Source organism: Geomonas paludis (assembly GCF_014193585.1).
Taxonomy (GTDB): Bacteria; Desulfobacterota; Desulfuromonadia; order Geobacterales; family Geobacteraceae; genus Geomonas; species Geomonas paludis.
The window spans coordinates 20,792-40,066 of sequence record NZ_BLXY01000005.1; the positions used below are offsets into that span (position 1 = coordinate 20,792).

At 61.6% G+C, this 19,275-nt stretch carries 13 protein-coding genes, 1 tRNA gene and 2 riboswitches; of the genes, 5 read left to right on the forward strand and 9 right to left on the reverse strand.

The annotated features are described in order from the left end of the window. Positions 1 to 120: 120 nt before the first annotated feature. The 5 genes from H7687_RS13380 to H7687_RS13400 all read right to left on the reverse strand — a co-directional run bounded on the left by H7687_RS13380 (position 121) and on the right by H7687_RS13400 (position 5,394). Positions 121 to 627 carry a cytochrome c3 family protein gene (locus H7687_RS13380; protein ID WP_183348177.1) on the reverse strand — a complete coding sequence of 169 codons (507 nt, stop codon included), beginning with the start codon at positions 625 to 627 and terminating at the stop codon, positions 121 to 123. A 123-nt stretch (positions 628 to 750) separates the two neighbouring features. After that, positions 751 to 1,998 (reverse strand): NHL repeat-containing protein, encoded by a 1,248-nt coding sequence (locus H7687_RS13385; RefSeq protein ID WP_183348178.1) that lies wholly within the window; start codon positions 1,996 to 1,998, stop codon positions 751 to 753. Between the two features lie 134 nt (positions 1,999 to 2,132). Beyond that, a complete protein-coding gene (locus H7687_RS13390; protein WP_183348180.1) occupies positions 2,133 to 2,963 on the reverse strand; it encodes a cytochrome c3 family protein in 831 nt (276 codons plus the stop codon). Positions 2,964 to 3,329: 366 nt separating this feature from the next. Further along, positions 3,330 to 4,667, reverse strand: a complete 1,338-nt coding sequence (locus H7687_RS13395) for a cytochrome c3 family protein (protein WP_183348182.1) — start codon at positions 4,665 to 4,667, stop codon at positions 3,330 to 3,332. Positions 4,668 to 4,752: 85 nt separating this feature from the next. Next, complete coding sequence (locus H7687_RS13400) at positions 4,753 to 5,394, reverse strand: SurA N-terminal domain-containing protein (protein WP_183348184.1); 642 nt, start codon at positions 5,392 to 5,394, stop codon at positions 4,753 to 4,755. A 472-nt stretch (positions 5,395 to 5,866) separates the two neighbouring features. Here H7687_RS13400 and H7687_RS13405 point away from each other — a divergent pair, with 472 nt between their 5' ends. Beyond that, the gene (locus H7687_RS13405) at positions 5,867 to 6,874 is read left to right on the forward strand and encodes a peptidylprolyl isomerase (protein ID WP_183348187.1); all 1,008 of its coding nucleotides are present in this window, start codon (positions 5,867 to 5,869) and stop codon (positions 6,872 to 6,874) included. A gap of 88 nt (positions 6,875 to 6,962) precedes the next feature. Here H7687_RS13405 and H7687_RS13410 read toward each other — a convergent pair whose 3' ends face one another. Then, complete coding sequence (locus H7687_RS13410; protein ID WP_183348189.1) at positions 6,963 to 9,320, reverse strand: hybrid sensor histidine kinase/response regulator; 2,358 nt, start codon at positions 9,318 to 9,320, stop codon at positions 6,963 to 6,965. A gap of 362 nt (positions 9,321 to 9,682) precedes the next feature. Here H7687_RS13410 and H7687_RS13415 point away from each other — a divergent pair, with 362 nt between their 5' ends. Continuing rightward, a complete protein-coding gene (locus H7687_RS13415; protein WP_246404870.1) occupies positions 9,683 to 11,560 on the forward strand; it encodes a TonB-dependent receptor plug domain-containing protein in 1,878 nt (625 codons plus the stop codon). Further along, positions 11,560 to 12,411 (forward strand): ABC transporter substrate-binding protein, encoded by an 852-nt coding sequence (locus H7687_RS13420; RefSeq protein WP_183348191.1) that lies wholly within the window; start codon positions 11,560 to 11,562, stop codon positions 12,409 to 12,411. The genes H7687_RS13415 and H7687_RS13420 overlap by 1 nt, the downstream gene beginning before the upstream one ends. Positions 12,412 to 12,624: 213 nt before the next feature. On the opposite strand, the gene ald is transcribed toward H7687_RS13420, so the two are convergent. Beyond that, positions 12,625 to 13,740, reverse strand: a complete 1,116-nt coding sequence (ald, locus tag H7687_RS13425; RefSeq protein WP_183348193.1) for an alanine dehydrogenase — start codon at positions 13,738 to 13,740, stop codon at positions 12,625 to 12,627. A gap of 157 nt (positions 13,741 to 13,897) precedes the next feature. Here ald and H7687_RS13430 point away from each other — a divergent pair, with 157 nt between their 5' ends. Together H7687_RS13430 and H7687_RS13435 are read left to right on the forward strand one after the other, a co-directional pair. Next, on the forward strand, positions 13,898 to 14,371 hold the full coding sequence (locus H7687_RS13430) for an Lrp/AsnC family transcriptional regulator (protein ID WP_183348195.1): 474 nt from the start codon (positions 13,898 to 13,900) through the stop codon (positions 14,369 to 14,371). Positions 14,372 to 14,735: 364 nt separating this feature from the next. Further along, positions 14,736 to 14,811, forward strand: a riboswitch (cyclic di-GMP riboswitch). Positions 14,812 to 14,929: 118 nt separating this feature from the next. Next, positions 14,930 to 15,006, forward strand: a riboswitch (cyclic di-GMP riboswitch). Positions 15,007 to 15,262: 256 nt separating this feature from the next. Beyond that, complete coding sequence (locus H7687_RS13435) at positions 15,263 to 17,512, forward strand: Ig-like domain-containing protein (RefSeq protein ID WP_246404873.1); 2,250 nt, start codon at positions 15,263 to 15,265, stop codon at positions 17,510 to 17,512. Positions 17,513 to 17,758: 246 nt separating this feature from the next. On the opposite strand, the gene H7687_RS13440 is transcribed toward H7687_RS13435, so the two are convergent. Together H7687_RS13440 and H7687_RS13445 are read right to left on the reverse strand one after the other, a co-directional pair. Next, positions 17,759 to 17,835, reverse strand: a tRNA-Met gene (locus tag H7687_RS13440). Between the two features lie 370 nt (positions 17,836 to 18,205). Beyond that, positions 18,206 to 18,949, reverse strand: coding sequence for a hypothetical protein (locus H7687_RS13445; protein ID WP_183348199.1), 744 nt, complete (start codon positions 18,947 to 18,949; stop codon positions 18,206 to 18,208). Positions 18,950 to 19,275 lie beyond the last annotated feature (326 nt).

A 19,275-nucleotide genomic window follows, 5' to 3' on the forward strand; every position in this document is an offset into this window, starting at 1 on the left:
TGAGAGAACAGCAGATAAAGCGTGCCAACGGCGACGGCAATGGGAGTTGATACCGCCTGTTCTTGGGGCCGTACGTCATCAGCATCATGAAACGATCAAACTCCTGCAAGCCCGGCAGGGCTATTTCAAAAAGAAACGTGTGTCTCCCGAGTGGGGATCGTGGCAGTTGATGCAGGGCATATTCTTATCGCTGAACTGCGCGTGCATGCGCGCAGCCGCCCTAGCTTCGGTATGGCACTTTTTGCAGAGGCCATCCTTGCCCAGAACCAGCAGGGCCGCATTTTCAGAATCATGGGGAAGATGACAGGCCAAGCATTCGCCCACAGCGGCGGGGCCATGGTGGAAGGGCTTGTTCAGAAGCCCCTTGTGGCACATGAAACAGAGTTCCTCGGGCGATTTGAGCAGGCCGCCTTCGTCGCCGGCATCGGAGGCCGATTTATCCGCCTTGTGGCAATCATTGCAGCGCTTCTCCAGATAGGGCAGGTGCGTAGAACGTACTGGGGCCTGCCCCGCCGCAGCCGCAACCACCTCCTGCTTTTTCAGGGCCGCCTCTACCGCCTGCGCAGCGCTGTCCCGGCAGAGGTCCTCGACAGGAGGAAGAGTAGGATAGCCATCAAGCACCGACACCAGGACCTGGTGCCTCGTAACCGGGTCGCAGCCGCAAAGGACGAGCGTCAATAGAAAGGGCAGCGCTCTGCGCACGCCAGAATGAAAAAGCACATCAAACCTCATCTCGATCGGCTTCGCAGCCTAGCGCTCCTGCGGCGTCGAGGAGGCTGCACCTGGGACGGAAGTTGCTCCCTTCTCGTTTTTTTCCTTCTCCGCCTCCTCAACCTTGCGCTTCTTTTCCACCTCTATAGCCTTCTTCTCTATCTCCAGCAGCGTCTTTTTGACATCAGCGTCGTAATCGGCTCCTTCTTTTTTCCCCAACCCGTATATATTCACGAGGTGCTCGCCCACCTGGCTCACCACGAAGACCACCTTTTCCAGCTTGAAACCCGGCTCGGCGAGACTTTGAAAGTAATCCAAGTTCTCGCTGCTGACGGCGATGCCTGCCGGTATGTTCAACGACCCGGCAGTTCCAGGCGCACCGAAGTACATCAAAAGCCGCATCTTGTCGTCAAAAATCTGCACGAGCTGCGCTGCCGCGTCTACCACATAAACAAGCCCCTGTTCGTCCACCGCAATCCCCCGGGGGCGGCCGAAGGTGCCGAAATCAACCCCCATCTTGCCATGCCCCATGAGGAAGTTGCCGTCGCGATCCAGCTTGATGATTCGGGCGTTGCCAAAGTTGGAGATGTAGATGGCGCCCTTGCCGTCGGACGCCATATTGGTCGGCAGCGACAGCGAGTTCTTCGGGTCCGAGTTCTGCCCTATGGACTTCAGCAAGTCGCCGCTCGTGATATCGAAGACCTTCACCAGGCTGCTGCTTTTGTCCAGCACATAGAGGAAGTTTTCCTCCACACGCACATCCACAGGGGTGAGGTTCAGTTCCCGGCCATAGCTGCGCAGGAAAGTGCCATCAGGGCCATACTGGAGCACCTCCTGCCGCGAAATGTCAGAAACGTACAGATTCCCTTTGGCATCCACGGCAACGTTGATCGGCTTTTTCAAGCGCCCAGCGTTCACGTTGCCTGCCAGGCGGTACATTTTCTTGTTGGGCAGGTCTATGATGACAACTTGCCCGCCCACCGAATCACATACGTAGATCTTCCCATCTCTCACGGCAATACCGTACGGCTTCACCAAACCAACGAACTCCTCCGGCTTCTCACCCATATCGAACAGAGAGAGTTTCTTGGTCTCGACCACATCGTTTGAGTCTTTGATTGCTTTGAGGAATTGGACGCGGGGCAAATTCGGGGCAGGGGGCCAGAACACGTGCTTTTTGCTTGAAGGCCCGGTACACGCTGTCAGGCTCACACAAAGCATCACCATTGCTAGCAGCTTCATCATCGCCGCTATCGTTACATGGCTATGAGTCTTCCGTTTCCTCATAGTTCCTCCCCTCCTGGTACAGGTGTTCCATCCACCCAAAATCAATACTTCCTTATATCCAGAAATCACGAAAAAGGAAAGGGAAAAGGGCCGCCAATGTGACGGCCCTCATGTAAAACGGATGTCTCTATGACTTACCTGTTCTTGTCGTGGCAGGAGAGGCAAAGTTTGGAACCTTCCTGAGTAGCGTACAGGAAGTAGCCGTTGCCGGATGCCGGTGCGGTGTTGCCTACGGCCGGGCCGTTGTGCACATCGTGGCAGGAAGCGCAGGTCATGACCCTGCCTTGTGCCCCATCGACATAGGTAAGAACGGAGTCGATGGTCCTGGTAGCGTTGCCAATGAAGCCTTCGGAAGAAGCACGCAGTTCATAGGTGGGGTTGGAAACCATCTCATCATAGACGAAACCTACCGGATGGTCGTTGGTAAGGCCGGAGCCGTTCTTGTCAGCGATGGCGAAGTGGCTGCCGCTGGCGAACATGTTGATCTGGTCGTCACCCTTCTTGGTGGCGGCACCGGTCTGGCCGTAGTAGGAGTCAACCGCGATGTTGCCGTCGTGGCAGGTCATGCAGAGACGGGAAGGACCGGCCATAGGGTCGTAGAACTTGCCATCGGCACCCGGATCGAAGGTGGAGGTATTGTACTGGCTATAGCCACCAGCCGGTACATCGCGGCTCCAAAGCGGCAGGTAGGTGGTGTAATTGACGGTAGTCCCAACACCAGTAGCCGGATCCGTGATGACAGTAGTTTGCTGCAACTGCGTATCCTTCGCATGGTGCGGGGTGTGGCAGAAGGCGCAGACGCGGAGTTCAGTGTCAGCCTTTCCGCCGTTGGCGGCGATGAAGACGTTCATGTCGTGCTTGGAGCCGACGATACCGCCACCTTTGGAGCCGCTGGCAGCGTGTGCGAGTGTTGCGCCGGCTGCGAGGCCAGCAAGAGCGATAACGGCAACGAATTGCTTTTTCATGGGTACTTCCTCCTGGTGAGATTTCGTAATTGAGTGTCGGCTCTCTTAGCTACACTGCAATCTTTCGGAAACAGGGACTTCCCCCAAAGGCACCTGCTCCCTTGCAAAAACATTTGGGACACTTACAGCAAATGCAGTGCCAATCTTAGCGGGTGCCTCACATGTGATCCAAATCACTGGTATCAATAAGAATTCACCTCACCCGCTTCAAGCACCGCGGCCGGCGGTCTCCATACTGCGGGGGCGACTTGCCCCAACAACACCTCGCGTGTGGGTCATTTCCCCCACACAAACTTCTTCCAGACAAAAAAAACCCTGCCAGGGCAGGCAGGGTCGGGAAATCAGCTGAGGAGTGTAGCAGCTTTACTATTTAAATGATGTCGCCGCACCCTTTTTGAATGCGGTGCGATCATAGTTGTAGCGCCTGTGACACCCGGGGGCGCAGCTGCCGCCATTGGTTGTCTGCTTGAAGCGGCTGCGCACCCGCCAGTCGCCAAACTTGCTCCCCTCCACACCGATAAGCATTTTGCCCGTAGATGCGTGCGGTTCATGGCAGGCGCTGCAACTGCGCCCCTTGCTGCTGTTAACGTGGAGGTAGTGCAGGTTTCTACTGCCGTCACGAAACTTGGTATAAATGGTTGTTTCAGCGAACCCAACCATTTTCCTGTCATGGCATTTAAAGCATAAGTTGTAGCTATCACCCTGAAAGGGAACATAGAAGTCGAGCGAGTATTTCGCTGCGAGGATGCGCGGGAAGTCCGAGCCATGCGGGTCGTGACACCCAGTGCAACGCCCTTTCTGAACCGGGCCATGCAAATTCGTTTTGCCGGCCAGTTCCTTCTGCATGTTCCTAAGGGGGGGGGAGCCAAGACCTTCGGTTGCGTGACAGGAAAGACAAGAGGTTTTCTCGTCAGGAAATGACAGCAACCCGGGGCCGTTGGAGAAATGGCTTGAATGACAGTTGCTGCAGAGTCTTCCCTGCACAACCGGCTTATGCGGCACCTTGGCTCCCTTGATCTTTTTGCCGACCTCTTTGTGACAACTGACGCACAACTCGGGCATCGGGCGCTTCAATAGGCTCGCGGAGTCGGAGCCGTGCGGATCGTGGCAAGAGGTGCATGGCTCCTTCCTGACCGGAGGATGCACCACGGAGGCTTTCCCCATCTTGATCGCGAAGTCTTGGTGGCAGCCTAGGCACAGCTCACGTTCACCCTTCTTCAGCAGCTTTCTCGCGTCCGTTTCGTGCGGATCATGGCAGGCATCGCAACTCCCTTCCGCAACGGGTCCATGAAGGTTCTTTTTTTGGAAGGCGGCTTGGTCGTGACAGGTGAAGCATAGCTCGCTTAGGCTCTCCGACTCGGCAAGCAACTTGGGCTTTGCACTCCCGTGAGGCGCATGGCAGGACAGACATTCCCCTTCCTTGACCGGCGGGTGCACCACCTTCTTCTTGCCCATCAGCTCGTGGCAGCTCACGCAAAGGGCGCCTCCTTTCGCGCTCAGCACGAAGCTCTTCCCCCCCGTAACGGGGTGCTCTTTTCTTTCCTGTCGATGGCAGGAAAGGCAGTCACCATCGGCGACAGGCTGGTGCATGCTTTTAACGGAGGTGATTTTTGGGTGGCAACCGGAAGTAAGACACCCTTCAGCTCCAAAGAGTTCCGTGGCAGGGAGTGCCACCAATGCCGCGACAACGAGATACCTGATCATAGACTTGCCCTTTTGGTGGTTCGACAACTCAGGGACAGGGTGGGATCCCAGGACTTACTGATTCCCACAACCACATCCCGGGAAGCTACACCTTTTCTATCTTGGCCTTACCCCGTAACTGTTCAACGAAATCAGCAACCGCCTTTCTCACCTTTGCCTGCTTGAGGAATTCCGCCACCTGCCCCTTAACCTCTTCAAAACCGGCGCCACGGAACAACCTTTCCTTGTTGTCCTGATAAAAGTTTTGGATCTCCACATCCGAGACAACCGCCTTGGGCAGGAAAACGCCCTCGATCATCGAGTCAATGACAATGTCCTTACCCACCGCGATCCTGATCTCCTTTTCGGTCATGTTCACCGATTTCTGTGCCTGCTCATAAGCGGCCTGTGATGGATAACGGGCCCTGCTCTGTGCCATTCTTTCGGAAACCTTGCGGTCCAGGTCCTTAACCTCGAGCCTGCTTGCAGCTTGGTAGAGCAGTTCCGCAGCAACCAGTTGATTTACGGCAGTCTCGGTGACCTGCTTCATGATCTCCGGCGTTACGGGCTGTGCTGTATTGCTTTTGGCAATAAGGGCTTTCGCCGCCCGTTCCACCTCGGCTCTTGTGATGGGGGCGCCGTTGACTATCACTGGCACCTCCTGCGAGAGCTTGGGCGCATTGGCGCAGCCCGTCAAGACGGCAAAGAATATAACGGCGGCGATGGTACGTAGCTTCGGGAACTGCATAGATTTCCTCCTATGGTCGATTGAAAGCGTAACGAGAACCCGCATCGCACAGCAAGAGCCATACCCAACCTTCAAACGGTCTAACCTCTCCTCGACAATTCTGAAGGCGCCTGATCAACCATCGTGCAACAGGACGTGAGAGATTCCATGCAGCAGCCTGTGGCTGGGTTAAATCCCCCACGCACCCCCGACCGCTATCGCGGCTTCAGCTTGCATTTAATTATTTCAATATTTCGATACGCGTGTAACGCATCGGCTCTCGAAAGTCAACTTCAAAAGCAGAGTGGGTCATTTGCCCCACTCTTGACTCCCCGTGCTGTCAGGGCTGCGGTGTTTCCCGCACCGGACTTACGGCACTGCCACTCCAACCGTTTACATTCAGGCATTTAAGCACCGCAGTAACATGGCCCGGGAATTGCTAAACGTTTCAAAGCGTACGCCTGGGAGAGGCGCCAATGGAGGAGCCTGTAAAATGAATAGAGCCACAAAGGGTATCGTCTCAACCACGGCCGTGCTGCTCTGCCTTGCTGCCTGCACCGGCGTGAAGGGAAGCGCCGCTCCCGTATCGGTGCAGCTTGCTCATGCTGCCACTGAAGCACAGGACACCGTCCAGTTGGTCAATGGAGTAGCCATCAGCCGGGCCGAGGTACACCGCGTTAGCCGACTGCTCCTCTCACAAGCAGGGAGCTTCGAGCAAATTTCACCCGAAACGATGCAGAGGTCGAATTTGGCAGCCCTTGACCAGCTCACCGTGGCCGAACTCCTCTACCAGGAGGCAGCCAAGATCGAAATCAAAGACCTGGATCTGCAGGTGGAAAAAAAGGTGGCAGAGACCAGGGCGCTCTACCCGGGTCCCGACGCGTTCGAGCATGCCCTAAAAGCGAGCGGACTTACCTTCGGAGAGATGGTTAGGAACGCACGCAAGAGCATCGTGATCAACACCTTCATTGACCAACGCTTCACCTCCAAGGTCGAAGTGAGTGATGCAGAGGCGCGGAGCTTCTACCAGGAGAATCAGGACAAGTACTTCATTCGCATGGAAAATGCCCGGGCGAGCCACATCCTGGTGAAGGTGGACGAAAAGATGAAGCCGGAGGAGAAGCAAAAGGCCAGGGAGAAGGCGGAGGCGCTTTTGACTCGGGTGAAGGAGGGCGAGGACTTCGCGGCGGTGGCCGAGTCCGAATCGGGCTGTCCCAGCGCAACGGCGGGCGGCGACCTGGGGACCTTCGGCCGGGGCCAGATGGTCGCCCCTTTCGAGAAGGCGGTCTTCGACCTGAAGCCGGGGGAAATCAGTTCCGTGGTGGAGAGCCAGTTCGGCTTCCATATCATCAAGCTGGCCGAAAAGCACGAGGCGGGCAAGGTAAGTTACGAGGAGGCGAAGCAGAAGATCGTCGAGTTCCTGAAGGCGGAGAAGGTAAGAAAAGCGGTGATGAGCTTCGTGGACGAGCTGAAGAGCAAGGCGAAGATCACCAGGGTGTAACGACAGCGCAGGGGAGAAAAGCCCCTATCACCATACCTGTTATACATTGTGCAGCCAGCGCCGACTCTCTCCCGGCCTGGCTGCTTTTTTATGCGGAGCGCAAGCCGTCCAGCAGCCGGCACAGCTGGTCCGGGTCGTAGGGCTTCACCGTGGCGGCGCAGAAGCCGTAGGCACGGAAGTCCTGCATGACCACGTCGTCGCTGTAGCCGCTGGAGACGATCAGGCGGGCGGCGGGATCCCGTGCCAGGATCTTCTGGGCCGCCTCCTTCCCCCCCATGCCCCCGGGGACGGTCAGGTCGAGGACCACGGCCAGGAAGGGGGCGCCGCTGTCGAGCGCCTGGTGGTACAACTCCACCGCCTCCTGGCCGGTGCCGCAGACGGTGACGCGGTAGCCCTGCTCGGAGAGGGTCCCCTCGGCGACCTCTCTGATCATCTCGTCGTCGTCCATGACCAGCACCGCGTTGCCGGGGACCGCCTCCCGCTCCGGGCGCTCGTCGATGACCGGCGCCGCGACCGGCTCGACGCTGAACACCGGCAGGTACAGGGTGAAGGTGGTCCCCCTCCCCCACTGGCTGTCGAAGCTGATCACGCCGCCGTGCCTGGTGACGATGGAGTGCACCGTGGCAAGCCCAAGCCCCGTCCCCAGCTGCGCCTTGGTGGTGAAGTAGGGGGTGAAGATGCTCGACTTGTGCTCGTCGCGGATACCGCACCCCTCGTCGCGGAAGCAAAGTTCCACGTAACAGCCGCACAACGGCGCCGGCAGCCGCTCCCGCTCGCTGGAAACCGCTCTCCCGGTTATGGTGAGGGTCCCCCCTTCCGGCATGGCCTGCACCGCGTTGATGCAGATGCAGTTGAAGGCCTGGCGCATCTGCCCGTCGTCCACGTACACCGGCGGGAGCTCCGGGGGGAGTTCGATGCTGGCGCGGACGTTGCTCCCCTTGGTGGAGAACTGCACCGACTCCTCGACCAGCGCCGCCACCGGCACCCCCTTGCGCAGGGGCGCCCCGCCGCGGGCGAAGGAGAGGAGCTGGTTGGCGAAGCCGGCGGCGCGCATGGTGGCCTTTTCCGCCTGCAGCAGCAGTTCGTGGGAGCCGTGGCCGGGGTCGAGGAACTTCTTGGCGAAGGAGATGTAGCCCAGCACGCCGGTCAGGGCGTTGTTGAAGTTGTGGGCGATGCCGCCGGCCAGCACCCCGATCGATTCCAGTTTCTGGTTGCGGACGATCTGCTGCTGCAAAAGCTCGCGCTCGGTCATGTCGATCATGATGTCGACGATCCTGGTGCCGGAGCGCTGGTTGCTGCAGTTGAGGTGGCGCGTGGAGCCGTCCCGGCACAGGGCGCGCACCTCGTAGAAGGTGACCAGGTTCCCCTGCTCCCACGCCGCGATGGCCGCGCGCCGCCGCTCGAGCACCTCCTCGCGGTAGTCCCGGTCCGGGCAGATCAGGGCGAAGAGCACCTCCAGGTCGGGCGCCTGCTCCGCGCTGTAGCCGAAGGTGTCCAGCATGAAGGAGTTGAGGTACTCGATCTCGCCGCGCTCGTCGGACCAGACGATGCCCAGCGGGAGCTGCTGCACCAGGTTCTTCAGCTCCTGGCGTGCCTGGGTCCTCTGCTCGATCTCCTTTTCCAGGTCCAGGTTGATGGAAACCAGCTGCTCCTTGGAGGCGATCTCGAAGTCCATGGCCGCCATGAGCTCCGCGTGCAGGCGGCGGTTCTCCTGCTCGCGCAGTCTAAGCGACTCGGCCAACTCGTTCAGCGACGCCGAAGCCCGCCCCGGCTCGTCGTCGGCGACGACCTCGATGCGCGAGACGTAGTCGCCGCCATGAACCTTTTCCATGCCGCGCATCAAGGTATTGAAGGAAGCGGTCACGCGTCTCAGGATCACGTAGCAGGAGAGGCTCACGAAGAGCCAGCAGGCGGCGGCCAGCACCACGCTCAGGGCCGCCAGGCTGCGCCCCTCCCGCCACAGGTCGTCGGTGCCCCGGTACAGGCGCACCTCCCCGACCAGGTCCCCGGGCGCCCCCTGCTCCCCGGCCAGGACCTGTTCCGGCGACAGGCTCAGGGGATGGCCGTGCACCTCGGCGGTCTGGCTGATCAACTCCTCGGACGCGCCGTGCGGGGAGGAGGTGAGCCGGACCAGCACCTTGCCGCGGGCGTTCGCGATCTCCACGCCGCGGATCTCCGGCAGGCGCAGGGTGTCGGCGGCGTGTCCCTCCAGCAGTTCCATGCTCTCGGCGTACAGGGGAAGACGCACCGCGTCGGCCAGGGCGTGCGCCTGCAGTTGCAGCATCTGCTCGGCGTGGCTCTTGTTCTGGCGGATCTGGTGCAGCACGAACAGCGTGCCGCAGACCACGGCGATCACCGCGGAGAAGAGCGTGAAACGCAGGAAGAGCTTGAACTGAAAGCTGGAACGGAAGGTGCAGAAACGCTGGGGCAACGACAACCTGTTCATGGCAAGACCTTCCCGGGGCGGACCCGGCAGCGCCCCCTGCCCGCGCGGCGGGAAGTGGTGCGATGGGGAGGTGGTGTTCGACGCATGATCCGGGGCCACCTTGCCTGCACGAGATGTGCGTGATCCGGATCGAGTGACGCTTTGCTGTATGACAAACTGTATGTGGAACGAAAAAACTATAGCTTGTGGTCCGGGCATCGACAAAGCTGAGGACAACAGACCACAAAACAGCTCTAGATTCTATTAATGGAAATTGTTTTGACAGCAAACCCTTAAGCTGATAGGTATACGGCCAGTTTTGTGTCAGTTTTTCCAGAAAAAGATGCTGCTGTCAATGTTCTTTTTTCGATCGGGCAGGTTATTTGACAGGTAAGTTCCTCCGCAAAATTTTGCTCGCCTCGCTGATGCTCCTGATCCCGCTGACGCCGCTATGCGCCAGGGGAGAGGAGGGGGACGAGGTGACCCGCTCGCTGGGCCTCTCCGAGGATCAGCCTGGCGGCGTCTCGCGCCTGCCCCGCCCCGCATCCCTCATCGCCGAAAACGTCACCGCAGTCACCGCCGAAGAGATCGCCCGCCTGAACGCCCACACCGTGGCCGACGTGCTGCAGACCGTCCCGGGCGTGCAACTGGACCTGTTGCAGACCCCCGGCGGCATCATGCTCTACGACATCCTCGGCTCGCCGAACCGGCACATCCTGGTGCAGATCGACGGGGTGCCGCAGAACTTCGTCTCCGCGGAGAACCTGGCCCACGTGGGCATGATCCCGGTCCAGATGGTCGAGCGCATCGAGGTGATCAAGGGTGCGGCCTCGGCGGCCTGGGGGTCGGCGCTGGGGGGAGTCATCAACATCGTCACCAAGTTGCCGGTGGCCGACCGCGGCGCCGCCGGCCTCGCCTCCGCCTCCATCGGCAAGAAGGCGACCAGCGACTTGAGAGGCGAAGTAAGCGGCACCAGCGACGGGTTCGGCTATTACCTGACCGGGGGGACCATCCGCTCCGACGGGCTCAGGTCCGGCAACGACGTCGATTTCAGCCACGGCTTCGGCAAGATCACCTACGATTTCCCGGGCGGCGCCAGGGCCACCCTGGGCCTCGACGCCCGCTACAACGACACCGGCACCGCGAGCTCGACCCGCTACGACTTCTTCCAGACCGGCATGGTGCGCTACCTGAACGGCTCCCTCGCCCTGCAGGTGCCGCTCGCCGAGCGCGCGAGCCTCGACCTCACCGGCCGTGGCGGCACGCGCGAGATGGCGGACCAGCGCGGTCTCCTGTCCCGGGACTTCCTTTTCTTCAATGCCCACGTGCGCGAAGTGCACCAGGGGTACACGGCCGCCATCAACCTGGGCGACGCCCGGCAGGGGGTGACTACCGGGCTCGAGTTCGAGAGGATCGGGGTGACCCAGCGCGAACTGGTGCGGCACGCCCCCGGCAGCGACGCCGACCTCACCCTTACCCGTTACTCCGCCTACGCCAACGGCACCTTCACCCTGGGGCGCCTGTCGCTGCTCCCCGGCGTGCGCGTCGACCACCTGAACCTGCTCGACGACCCGTTCAGCGCCACCCTGGGTGCCACAGTGCGTCTGGGCGAGAGCACCCTGATGCGCGGCTATGCCGCGCGCGGCTACAGCATGCCGCTGATCAGCTTCTTCGGCTCGACCAACGGCGAGGTGCAGCACGAACTGCAGCAGGTGACCACGGTGCAATGGGGGATGGAGAGCGGCGCTGTCCCCTACCTGTGGCTCAAGGGGATGCTGTTTCACAACAACGTCTGGAACGTCCAGGAGTACGACTACCAGGCCGGGGTGATCCGCAAGCAGCGCCAGCGCCGCCACGGCGTCGACCTGGAACTGCGCACCTCCCCCTGGCACGGCTTCGCGCTCACCGGCGCCTACACCTTCACCGACGCCAGAAAAAGCAGCACCGGGGCGGAACTCGACGGCAGCATAAGCGGCCCCCGCCACGCCGTCAAGGGATCGCTCAGCTACGACAACACCGCAGCCGGCCTCACCTGCGTGCTGACCGGCAACTACGCCGACTGGAAGCTCGACACCCCGGGCGCCCACCCGGTGGCGACCTTTTTCGACCTGCACGTGAACCAGAAGCTGGCGCCGTCCCGGGAGAACTCGCCGGAACTGTTCTTCTCGCTGCGCAACATCCTCGACGCCAAGCTGTACCAGTACGACTTCCACCAGGCCGCGCCGCGCTGGTTCGAAATCGGGGGGAGGTTCCGCTTCTGATGCGCCCCCTCACCCTGTGCATACTGCTCCTGGTGTTGGCCTCGGCCGCCCCGGCGCTCGCCTCGGACCTCCTGATCCTGCAGTCCAACCGCAGCCCGATCTACTCCGAGGCCCTGCGCGGCTTCCGCGCCGCGGCGAGAACCGGCGAGCAGCCCCTGGTGCTCTCCGACTACGCCGAGGTGGACGTGCAGCGCCTGGTCCGCGAGGAGCGCCCGAGGCTGGTGGTCGCCCTGGGGGACAAGGCGTTGAGCGCCTGCCGCAAGATCAGGGAGGTGCCGGTGGTCTCCATGCTCGCCCTGGCGCTGTCGCAAAAGTCCCAGCCCGACCACGTGGGCGGGGTGACCATGGTCGCCCCCCCCGAGCGCTACCTCGAACTCTTCGGCCAACTCGGCGTGAAGCGGGTCGGGGTCCTTTACGACCCGAAGCTGTCGGGCCCGTACGTGAAACGGGCCGGCGCCGATGCCGCAGATTACGGGATCACCCTGAACACGGAGCCGGTGCGCAACTCGCGCGACCTGCAGGGAAAACTGGAGAAACTCAAGGGAGAGGTGGACCTGTTGTGGCTGCTCCCCGACAGCACCGTGGTCACCACGGTGAACATGGAGGCGCTGCTCCTTTTTTCCATGACCGAAGGGATCCCTGCCGTCACCTTCACCAGCCAGTACTTGAAGAACGGCGCCGCCGCCTCGCTGGACATCGACCCCCACGACATCGGGGTGCAGGCGGGGGAGTTGGCCCTCTCCCTGCTGAGAAACGGGGTCTACCACAAGGTCCCCGTGCTGGACCCGCGCAAGGCAAGGCTCCAGGTGAACGAAAGCGTGCTGCGCAAGCTGCGCCTGAAGATGCCGTAGCGGCGGCAGCAGAAGGAGCAGAAGGGACAGGCTCCGTCAGGTGCCTGTCCCTCTCGCGGAACGCTCCTTTCCGCCCAGCCGGCTTGCCGAAGCCTCAAGGGGACAGGCACCTGGCGGAGCCAGTCCCCCCTTTAGCATCGTGATCCGCAAACGAGAAGAGGCCAGCCGTGATTCGGCTGGCCTCTTCTTGTTACTGCCGGCAAGGTGCCCCGCTTAGCCGAGCACCTCGTCCACCGGGGTGTACTCGAGCCCGAAGGCCTCGGCGACGCCGCGGTAGGTGACCTGCCCCAAGGCGATGTTGATCCCTTCCCTGACGCCGGCGTTGCTGCGCGCCACGTCGCGCCAGCCGCGGTCCGCCAGCGCCACCGCGTAGGGAAGCGTGGCGTTGGTGAGCGCCGCCGTCGAGGTGAGCGGCACCGCGCCGGGCATGTTGGCGACGCAGTAGTGCAGCACCCCTTGCTCCAGATAGGTCGGCTCGCGGTGCGTGGTCGGGCGCGAGGTCTCGAAGCAGCCCCCCTGGTCGATGGCCACGTCCACCAGCACCGCCCCCGGTTTCATGGTCTTCAGCATGTCGCGGGTGACCAGCTTGGGGGCCTTGGCGCCGTGCACCAGCACCGCCCCGATCACCACGTCCGCCTCCTTGACCAGCTCGCGGATGGTGGCCGGAGACGACATCACCGGGAAGCAGTTCTTCGGCATCACCTCGGAGAGGTGGCGCAGGCGCTCCAGGCTCATGTCCAGGAGGTAGACCTTGGCCCCCATGCCGCAGGCCATCTGCGCCGCGTGGGTGCCGACCACGCCGCCGCCGATGACCACCACGGTGGCAGGCGCCACACCCGGCACCCCGCCCAGCAGGATGCCGCGCCCCCCCTGGGCCCGCTCCGCGTACTTGGCCGCCTGCTGGGCCGCCATGCGGCCGGCGACCTCACTCATCGGGGTCAGCAGCGGCAGCGAGTTGCCCGGGCCGGTGATGGTCTCGTAGGCGACCGCGACCCCGCGGCTCTTGATGAAGGCGCGGGTCAGCCCCTCGGCCGCGGCGAAGTGGAAGTAGGTGAAGACGATCTGCCCCTCGCGGATCAGGTCGTACTCGCTGGGCTGGGGCTCCTTGACGTGAATGACCATGTCGCTGCGGCGGTAGATTTCGGCGGGCGTTGCCACGATCTCGGCGCCGGCTTTCTGGTAGGCCTCGTCGGCGAAGCCGCTGCCGGCGCCGGCGCCGGCCTCCACCAGCATGGTGTGCCCGTGTCCCACCATGACCTCCACCCCCGCCGGGGTCATACTGACGCGATTTTCCTCTACCTTGATTTCCTTGAGAATTCCGACGATCATCTTCGTTTCCTTTCCTTTTTGGTCGGCGCCAGGGCTGTGCCGCGGCCGGAGTTTCTAAACCTGTAGCTAGCATACCAAAAAAGGGCCCGTTTTTTCTTGCGAATCACGGACAAAGAGGATATTTTTTCGCAGGATATTTCAAGAAAGAGGAGAAGCGATGAAGGATCTTGCGCCAGGAGCCGTAGACAAGATTGATCGGGCCATTCTCAACGAGCTGCAAAAGGACGGCAGGCTCTCCAACGTGCAGCTCGCCGAGCTGGTCGGCCTCTCCGAATCCGCCTGCCTGCGCCGGGTGCGCCTTCTGGAGCAAAACGGCATCATCGACCGCTACGTGATGCTGGTGGACCAGGGGGCGATCGGCAAGCCGGGCAACGTCTTCGTGCGGGTCACCCTGGACGGGCAGCAGCGCGAGAAGCTGTCGAGCTTCGAGGAGGCGATCACGACCGTGCCCGAGGTGATGGAGTGCTACCTCATGTCCGGCGACGTCGACTACCTTTTGCGGGTGATCGTCAAGGACACCGACGACTACCTGCGCCTGCACAACAAGCTGACCGGGCTTCCCGGCGTGCTGCGGGTGCAGTCCTCCTTCGCGCTGCGCACCGTGGTGAGCAGGACCTCCCTGCCGCTGTAGCCCGCTGCCGGCAATTATTTTTTTAGAATGTAGGCGTAACCTTTTCGTAGCGACTTCATAAATATACTGTTACAACCGGCACCCGTGACAGTGTGAAATTGAAAAAGACTTTCACAGCAGACATCTTCCATTCTCATTAGCCGACCGGCTATTGTATTCCACAAGTTAAGGCAATGGCACTGCGGCTCGCCAGCCCCTCATTTCCCACCTTTTTTTGCTCATTGCTACGAGGTCCGCTGACACTGCGCTCGCCCTGCGACAGAAACCCCATTTTTGCATGTAGCTAATTCTTGCTGTTTTTTTCTTGTTGACCATTTTTGTCGTGATGGGATATATCGGATTCAGCATCTATAAAACTTGTGGTACACGATAATACTAAACCACCCGCGAGGGTGGGACGGAAAGCCTAAGGGTCTCACCGAGACAGCCGGGTCGCCGAAATATCACTCACGATACTCGCGCCCGGCTTTTTTTGCGCGCGTTTTCGGAGGGAATTTCCTTGTCATAACGTCCACGCAGGACATATCCGCAGCCCCCTGCGGAGCCCAAGCAACCGATACACGATAATACTAAACCACCCGCGAGGGTGGGACGGAAAGCCTACAGGGTCTCACCGAGACAGCCGGGTCGCCGAAATATCTTCACGATGTTCGCGCCCGGCTTTTTTCGTGCCCGAACCAAACCGGTACCAGCGCAGTCGCAGTCCTTATGCTTCCGGAGTTACAGCCTGTACCCACGCCACCAGGTAGCGGCAGGCAATGCTAGAGGAGGAGATAGACACTCCGGATGTCCCGAAGCTGTATGAGGAAAAACTGCAGTATCTCAAACAAACACAAAAGGTTTCTTACAACCGAAGGAGAAAGCATGACTCAAAAAAATCAAGGAAGATTAATGGTGTTGTTCGTCTTCGCACTGTCCCTGCTGTCCTTTCAGCTCTGGCGCAACGAGGCACAGGCACAGTCGTCCTACTATACCACCATGGGGTGCGTGAACTGCCACACCACGACCTCAACCTGCAACGGCTGCCACGCCCACGGCACTCATGCCACCAGCACCAAGAACACCATCAACGTAAGCGGCACCACCAACAAGACCTCCTACGCTCCCGGTGAGACCGTGTCCGTCACCATAGCCGGCGGCTACCGTACCGGCTGGGTCCGCGCCGTGCTGCTCGACCAAAGCGGCACCCAGGTCGCCATCTCCAGCGGCACCGCCAGCGGCATGGGGAGCTCCACCACCCTTCCGGCCATCCTGACCGCGCCGGCGCCGGCCACGGCGGGAACCTACACCTGGCAGGTGGGGTGGTACGGCAACCAGTACGACACATCTTCCGCCGCATTCGGCAACTGGGTCCCCGACGCCAACAACCCCAACCACGGCTACGAGATGGTCAACACCAACTCCTTCACCGTGGCAGCGGCTCCCGCAGCCGACACCACCGCGCCCGTCGTGGGCACCTTCACCCTGCCGGCCACGGCGACCAGCCTGACCGTGCCGGTCTCCGCCTTCACCGCCACCGACAACGTCGCCGTCACCGGCTACCTGATCAGCACCAGCTCCGCGGCACCGGCCGCCTCCGCAGCAGGTTGGAGCGCCACCGCACCGGCCAGCGTCACCGCCGTCGCCGGGGTTAACACCTTCTACGCCTGGGCCAAAGACGCCGCCGGGAACGTCTCCGCCGCGAAGAGCGCCAGCGTGACCGTCACCCTCCCCGACACCACCGCGCCCGTCGTGGGGACCTTCACCCTGCCGGCTACCGCCACCACCCTGACCGTGCCGGTTTCCGCCTTTACCGCCACCGACAACGTCGCCGTCACCGGCTACCTGATCAGCACCAGCTCCGCGGCGCCGGCCGCCTCCGCAGCGGGTTGGAGCGCCACCGCACCGGCCAGCGTCACCGCCGTCGCCGGGGTTAACACCTTCTACGCCTGGGCCAAAGACGCCGCCGGCAACGTTTCCGCCGCGAAGAGCGCCAGCGTGACCGTCACCCTCCCCGACACCACCGCGCCCGTCGTGGGGAGCTTCACCCTGCCGGCTACCGCCACCACCCTGACCGTGCCGGTTTCCGCCTTTACCGCCACCGACAACGTCGCCGTCACCGGCTACCTGATCAGCACCAGCTCCGCGGCGCCCTCCGCCGGCGCCATGGGCTGGAGCATGGCGCCCCCGGCAGTGGTGAACGCCGTCGAGGGGAGCAACACCTTCTACGCCTTCGCCAAGGACGCGGCGGGCAACGTATCGATCGGCAAGAGCGCATCGGTCACCGTGACCATCCCCGCCCCGGCCGCCGACACCACCAACCCGACCCTGGTCGTCTCGACCCTGGCCGACGGTTCCTACACCAACAAGGTGACCCTCAACATCAGCGGCAGCGCGACCGACGCCGGCGGGCTGCAGTCCCTTACCATCAACGGCCAGCCCGTCACCGTCAACGCCGACGGCTCCTTCAGCGCGGCCGTCACCCTGGTGGCCGGCGCCAACGTGATCACCGTGGTGGCCGTGGACCAGGCCGGCAACGCCCAAAGCGACGTCCGCACCATCACCTTCGACCCCACCGCGCCAGTGCTCGCCATCACCGCCCCCGGCGACAACAGCGACTCCGCCCAGTCCTACATCACCGTGACCGGGACCGTCGACGAGAGCTCCACCGTCACCGTGACCGACAACAGCGGTAACCAGACCTCGGCCTCCATCAGCGGCAACACCTTCACTGCCACCGTGAACCTGGTGGCCGGCGTCAACACCATCACCATCACCGCGGCCGACCTGGCCGGCAACGTCACCAGCGCCAAGCGCACCGTGACCTACACCCCGACCGGCGCCCTCACCATGGCGGTCACCTATCCGGCGCAGGACATCACCACCAGCAAGAGCAGCATCGTCCTCACCGGCACCGTGGCAGACACCGTCGGCAAGGCCACCGTCCTGGTGAAGATGAGCGGCCGCACCTACAAGCCCAGGGTCGACAGCACCGGCGTCTTCAAGCAGCAGCTCAGGTTCCTGAAAAACGGCACCTACGTGATCACCGTGACCGCCACCGACGCCGCCGGCAACAGCAGCACCGTCACCCGCAACGTCATCTACCGCAAGGCGACCCTGAGCGAGTTGAGGCTCAAGCGCAAGGAGCGCTACGACGACTGACCCGGGCCACGCCCCGGCATGAAAAAAGGCCACCTCCGCCAGGAGGTGGCCCACTTCGCCCCGCTTCCTCGCCCGGAAGCGGGTTTTTTTTTTGCTCCACCTCGGCGGCGTCCTCAAGCGGGGCGCCGCGGGACGCGCAAGCCACAGGCGCGGGCCTGGCGGGGGCTCCTGGTACCTGCATCAGTATCTGATTCTGCATAACAAAAAAGCCAGCTAGCTGTCTAAGCTAACTGGCTGTTGTCGTTTTGGTTGCGGGGACAGGATTTGAACCTGTGACCTTCGGGTTATGAGCCCGACGAGCTACCAGACTGCTCCACCCCGCGTCATTGAGTCCCAACTTGTACCACAGCCTTTCCGGTGCCGTCAACCCTTTTCTCCGAAAAAGTTTGAATGGACCAAAAAATTCCGGCTCGTCGTGAACCGGCCGGGACAAATGAGAACCTGATTAGCGACAATCCTCCGCTATTTCCCTCTCCCTCTGGGAGAGGGTGCCCGAAGGGCGGGTGAGGGAGGTGCCACGAAGCGGGATCATTGCCTATTGCAGCGCCCTCCCCCCAGCCCTCCCCCCAGCCCTCTCCCAGAGGGAGAGGGGGATGGGCATCGTGGCGGAAGATCATCGCTAGTTGATGAATGAGAACGGGGGAGATGCCTGAGGCACCTCCCCCGTCCCGTGCGCGCTGCTGTTACGCCACTTTAGGGGAAGTTGATGTCGACCTGGGTGGTGAAGGTGTTCTTGCCGGCCAGCTGCTGATCGTTGTAGATGTCGTAGCCGAAGATCACCGAGACGTTCTTGGAGAAGGCCCAGGAAGCGCCGAAGCTGAAGGCGCCGACGGTGTTCTTGCCACCCTGGTAATCGGCGGCCAGCCACAGCTTGTCGGAAATCTCGCTCATGGTGCGGTCCCAGGAGAGAAGCACGCCGTCATCCTTGGGCCCGATCACCTTGTCGTTGCCGAAGTAGTAGCCCGCGGAAAGCCGGCCGATCACCGGCAGGGTCTTGGCGGCCAGGCCGTACACGATGTTCTGGTCGGTACGGAACGCGCTGTTCTTGTCGCCGTTGGTCCCGAAACCGTAGCCGCCGACCGCCAGGGCCGGGGAGAGCTCGAACAGGGAGCCTTCCGGGGTACCGATCTTGGCGTTGAAGTAGATCGGCCTGCTGTCGTAACCGTTCGAGCCGCTGGTGATGTAGTCCACACCGACCTCGGCCTGCAGCTTCTCGAAGGGGAGCACGCCGGCGGTGACGCCGAGGTCATAGACGTTGCCTACGCTGGAGTTGTTGGAGGTGCGGGTGTAATTGTCGATGCCGAGGTGCAGGCTCTTGAAGCCCTGGACGTCGGTGGAGGGGATCCAGATCTGGGTGGAGGGGGTCGCCATTGCGATCCCGCTGGTTACGATGGTCAGCGCCGTTGCCAAGATGAGGCTTTTGATGGTTCTTTTCATGTCCTTACTCCTTTGTAATGTATTTCCTTCTGATATTGGTGCTGCGTAATCTCTTCCAAACTGCCAACCTTTGTGACTGAACCTCCCCCTTTCACTGGATTGCATAAAAAAAGGCGCCTCTCACCCATCGTGGAGAGGCGCCTTTGCCTGTCTTGCCTGCGGTCCCGTGCACTTCGTTGTGCTTCGGCACCTGACCACCCATTAGCAGAAGCTATGCCACATTGCCCCATGCAGCAAAAACTACAAGGAGTGCACATGGTTACACCAAAAGGTCGTTCAGGCCCCCAAGCGGGCCTGACCCAGAAAAAGGCAGAGCAGCCTAATAG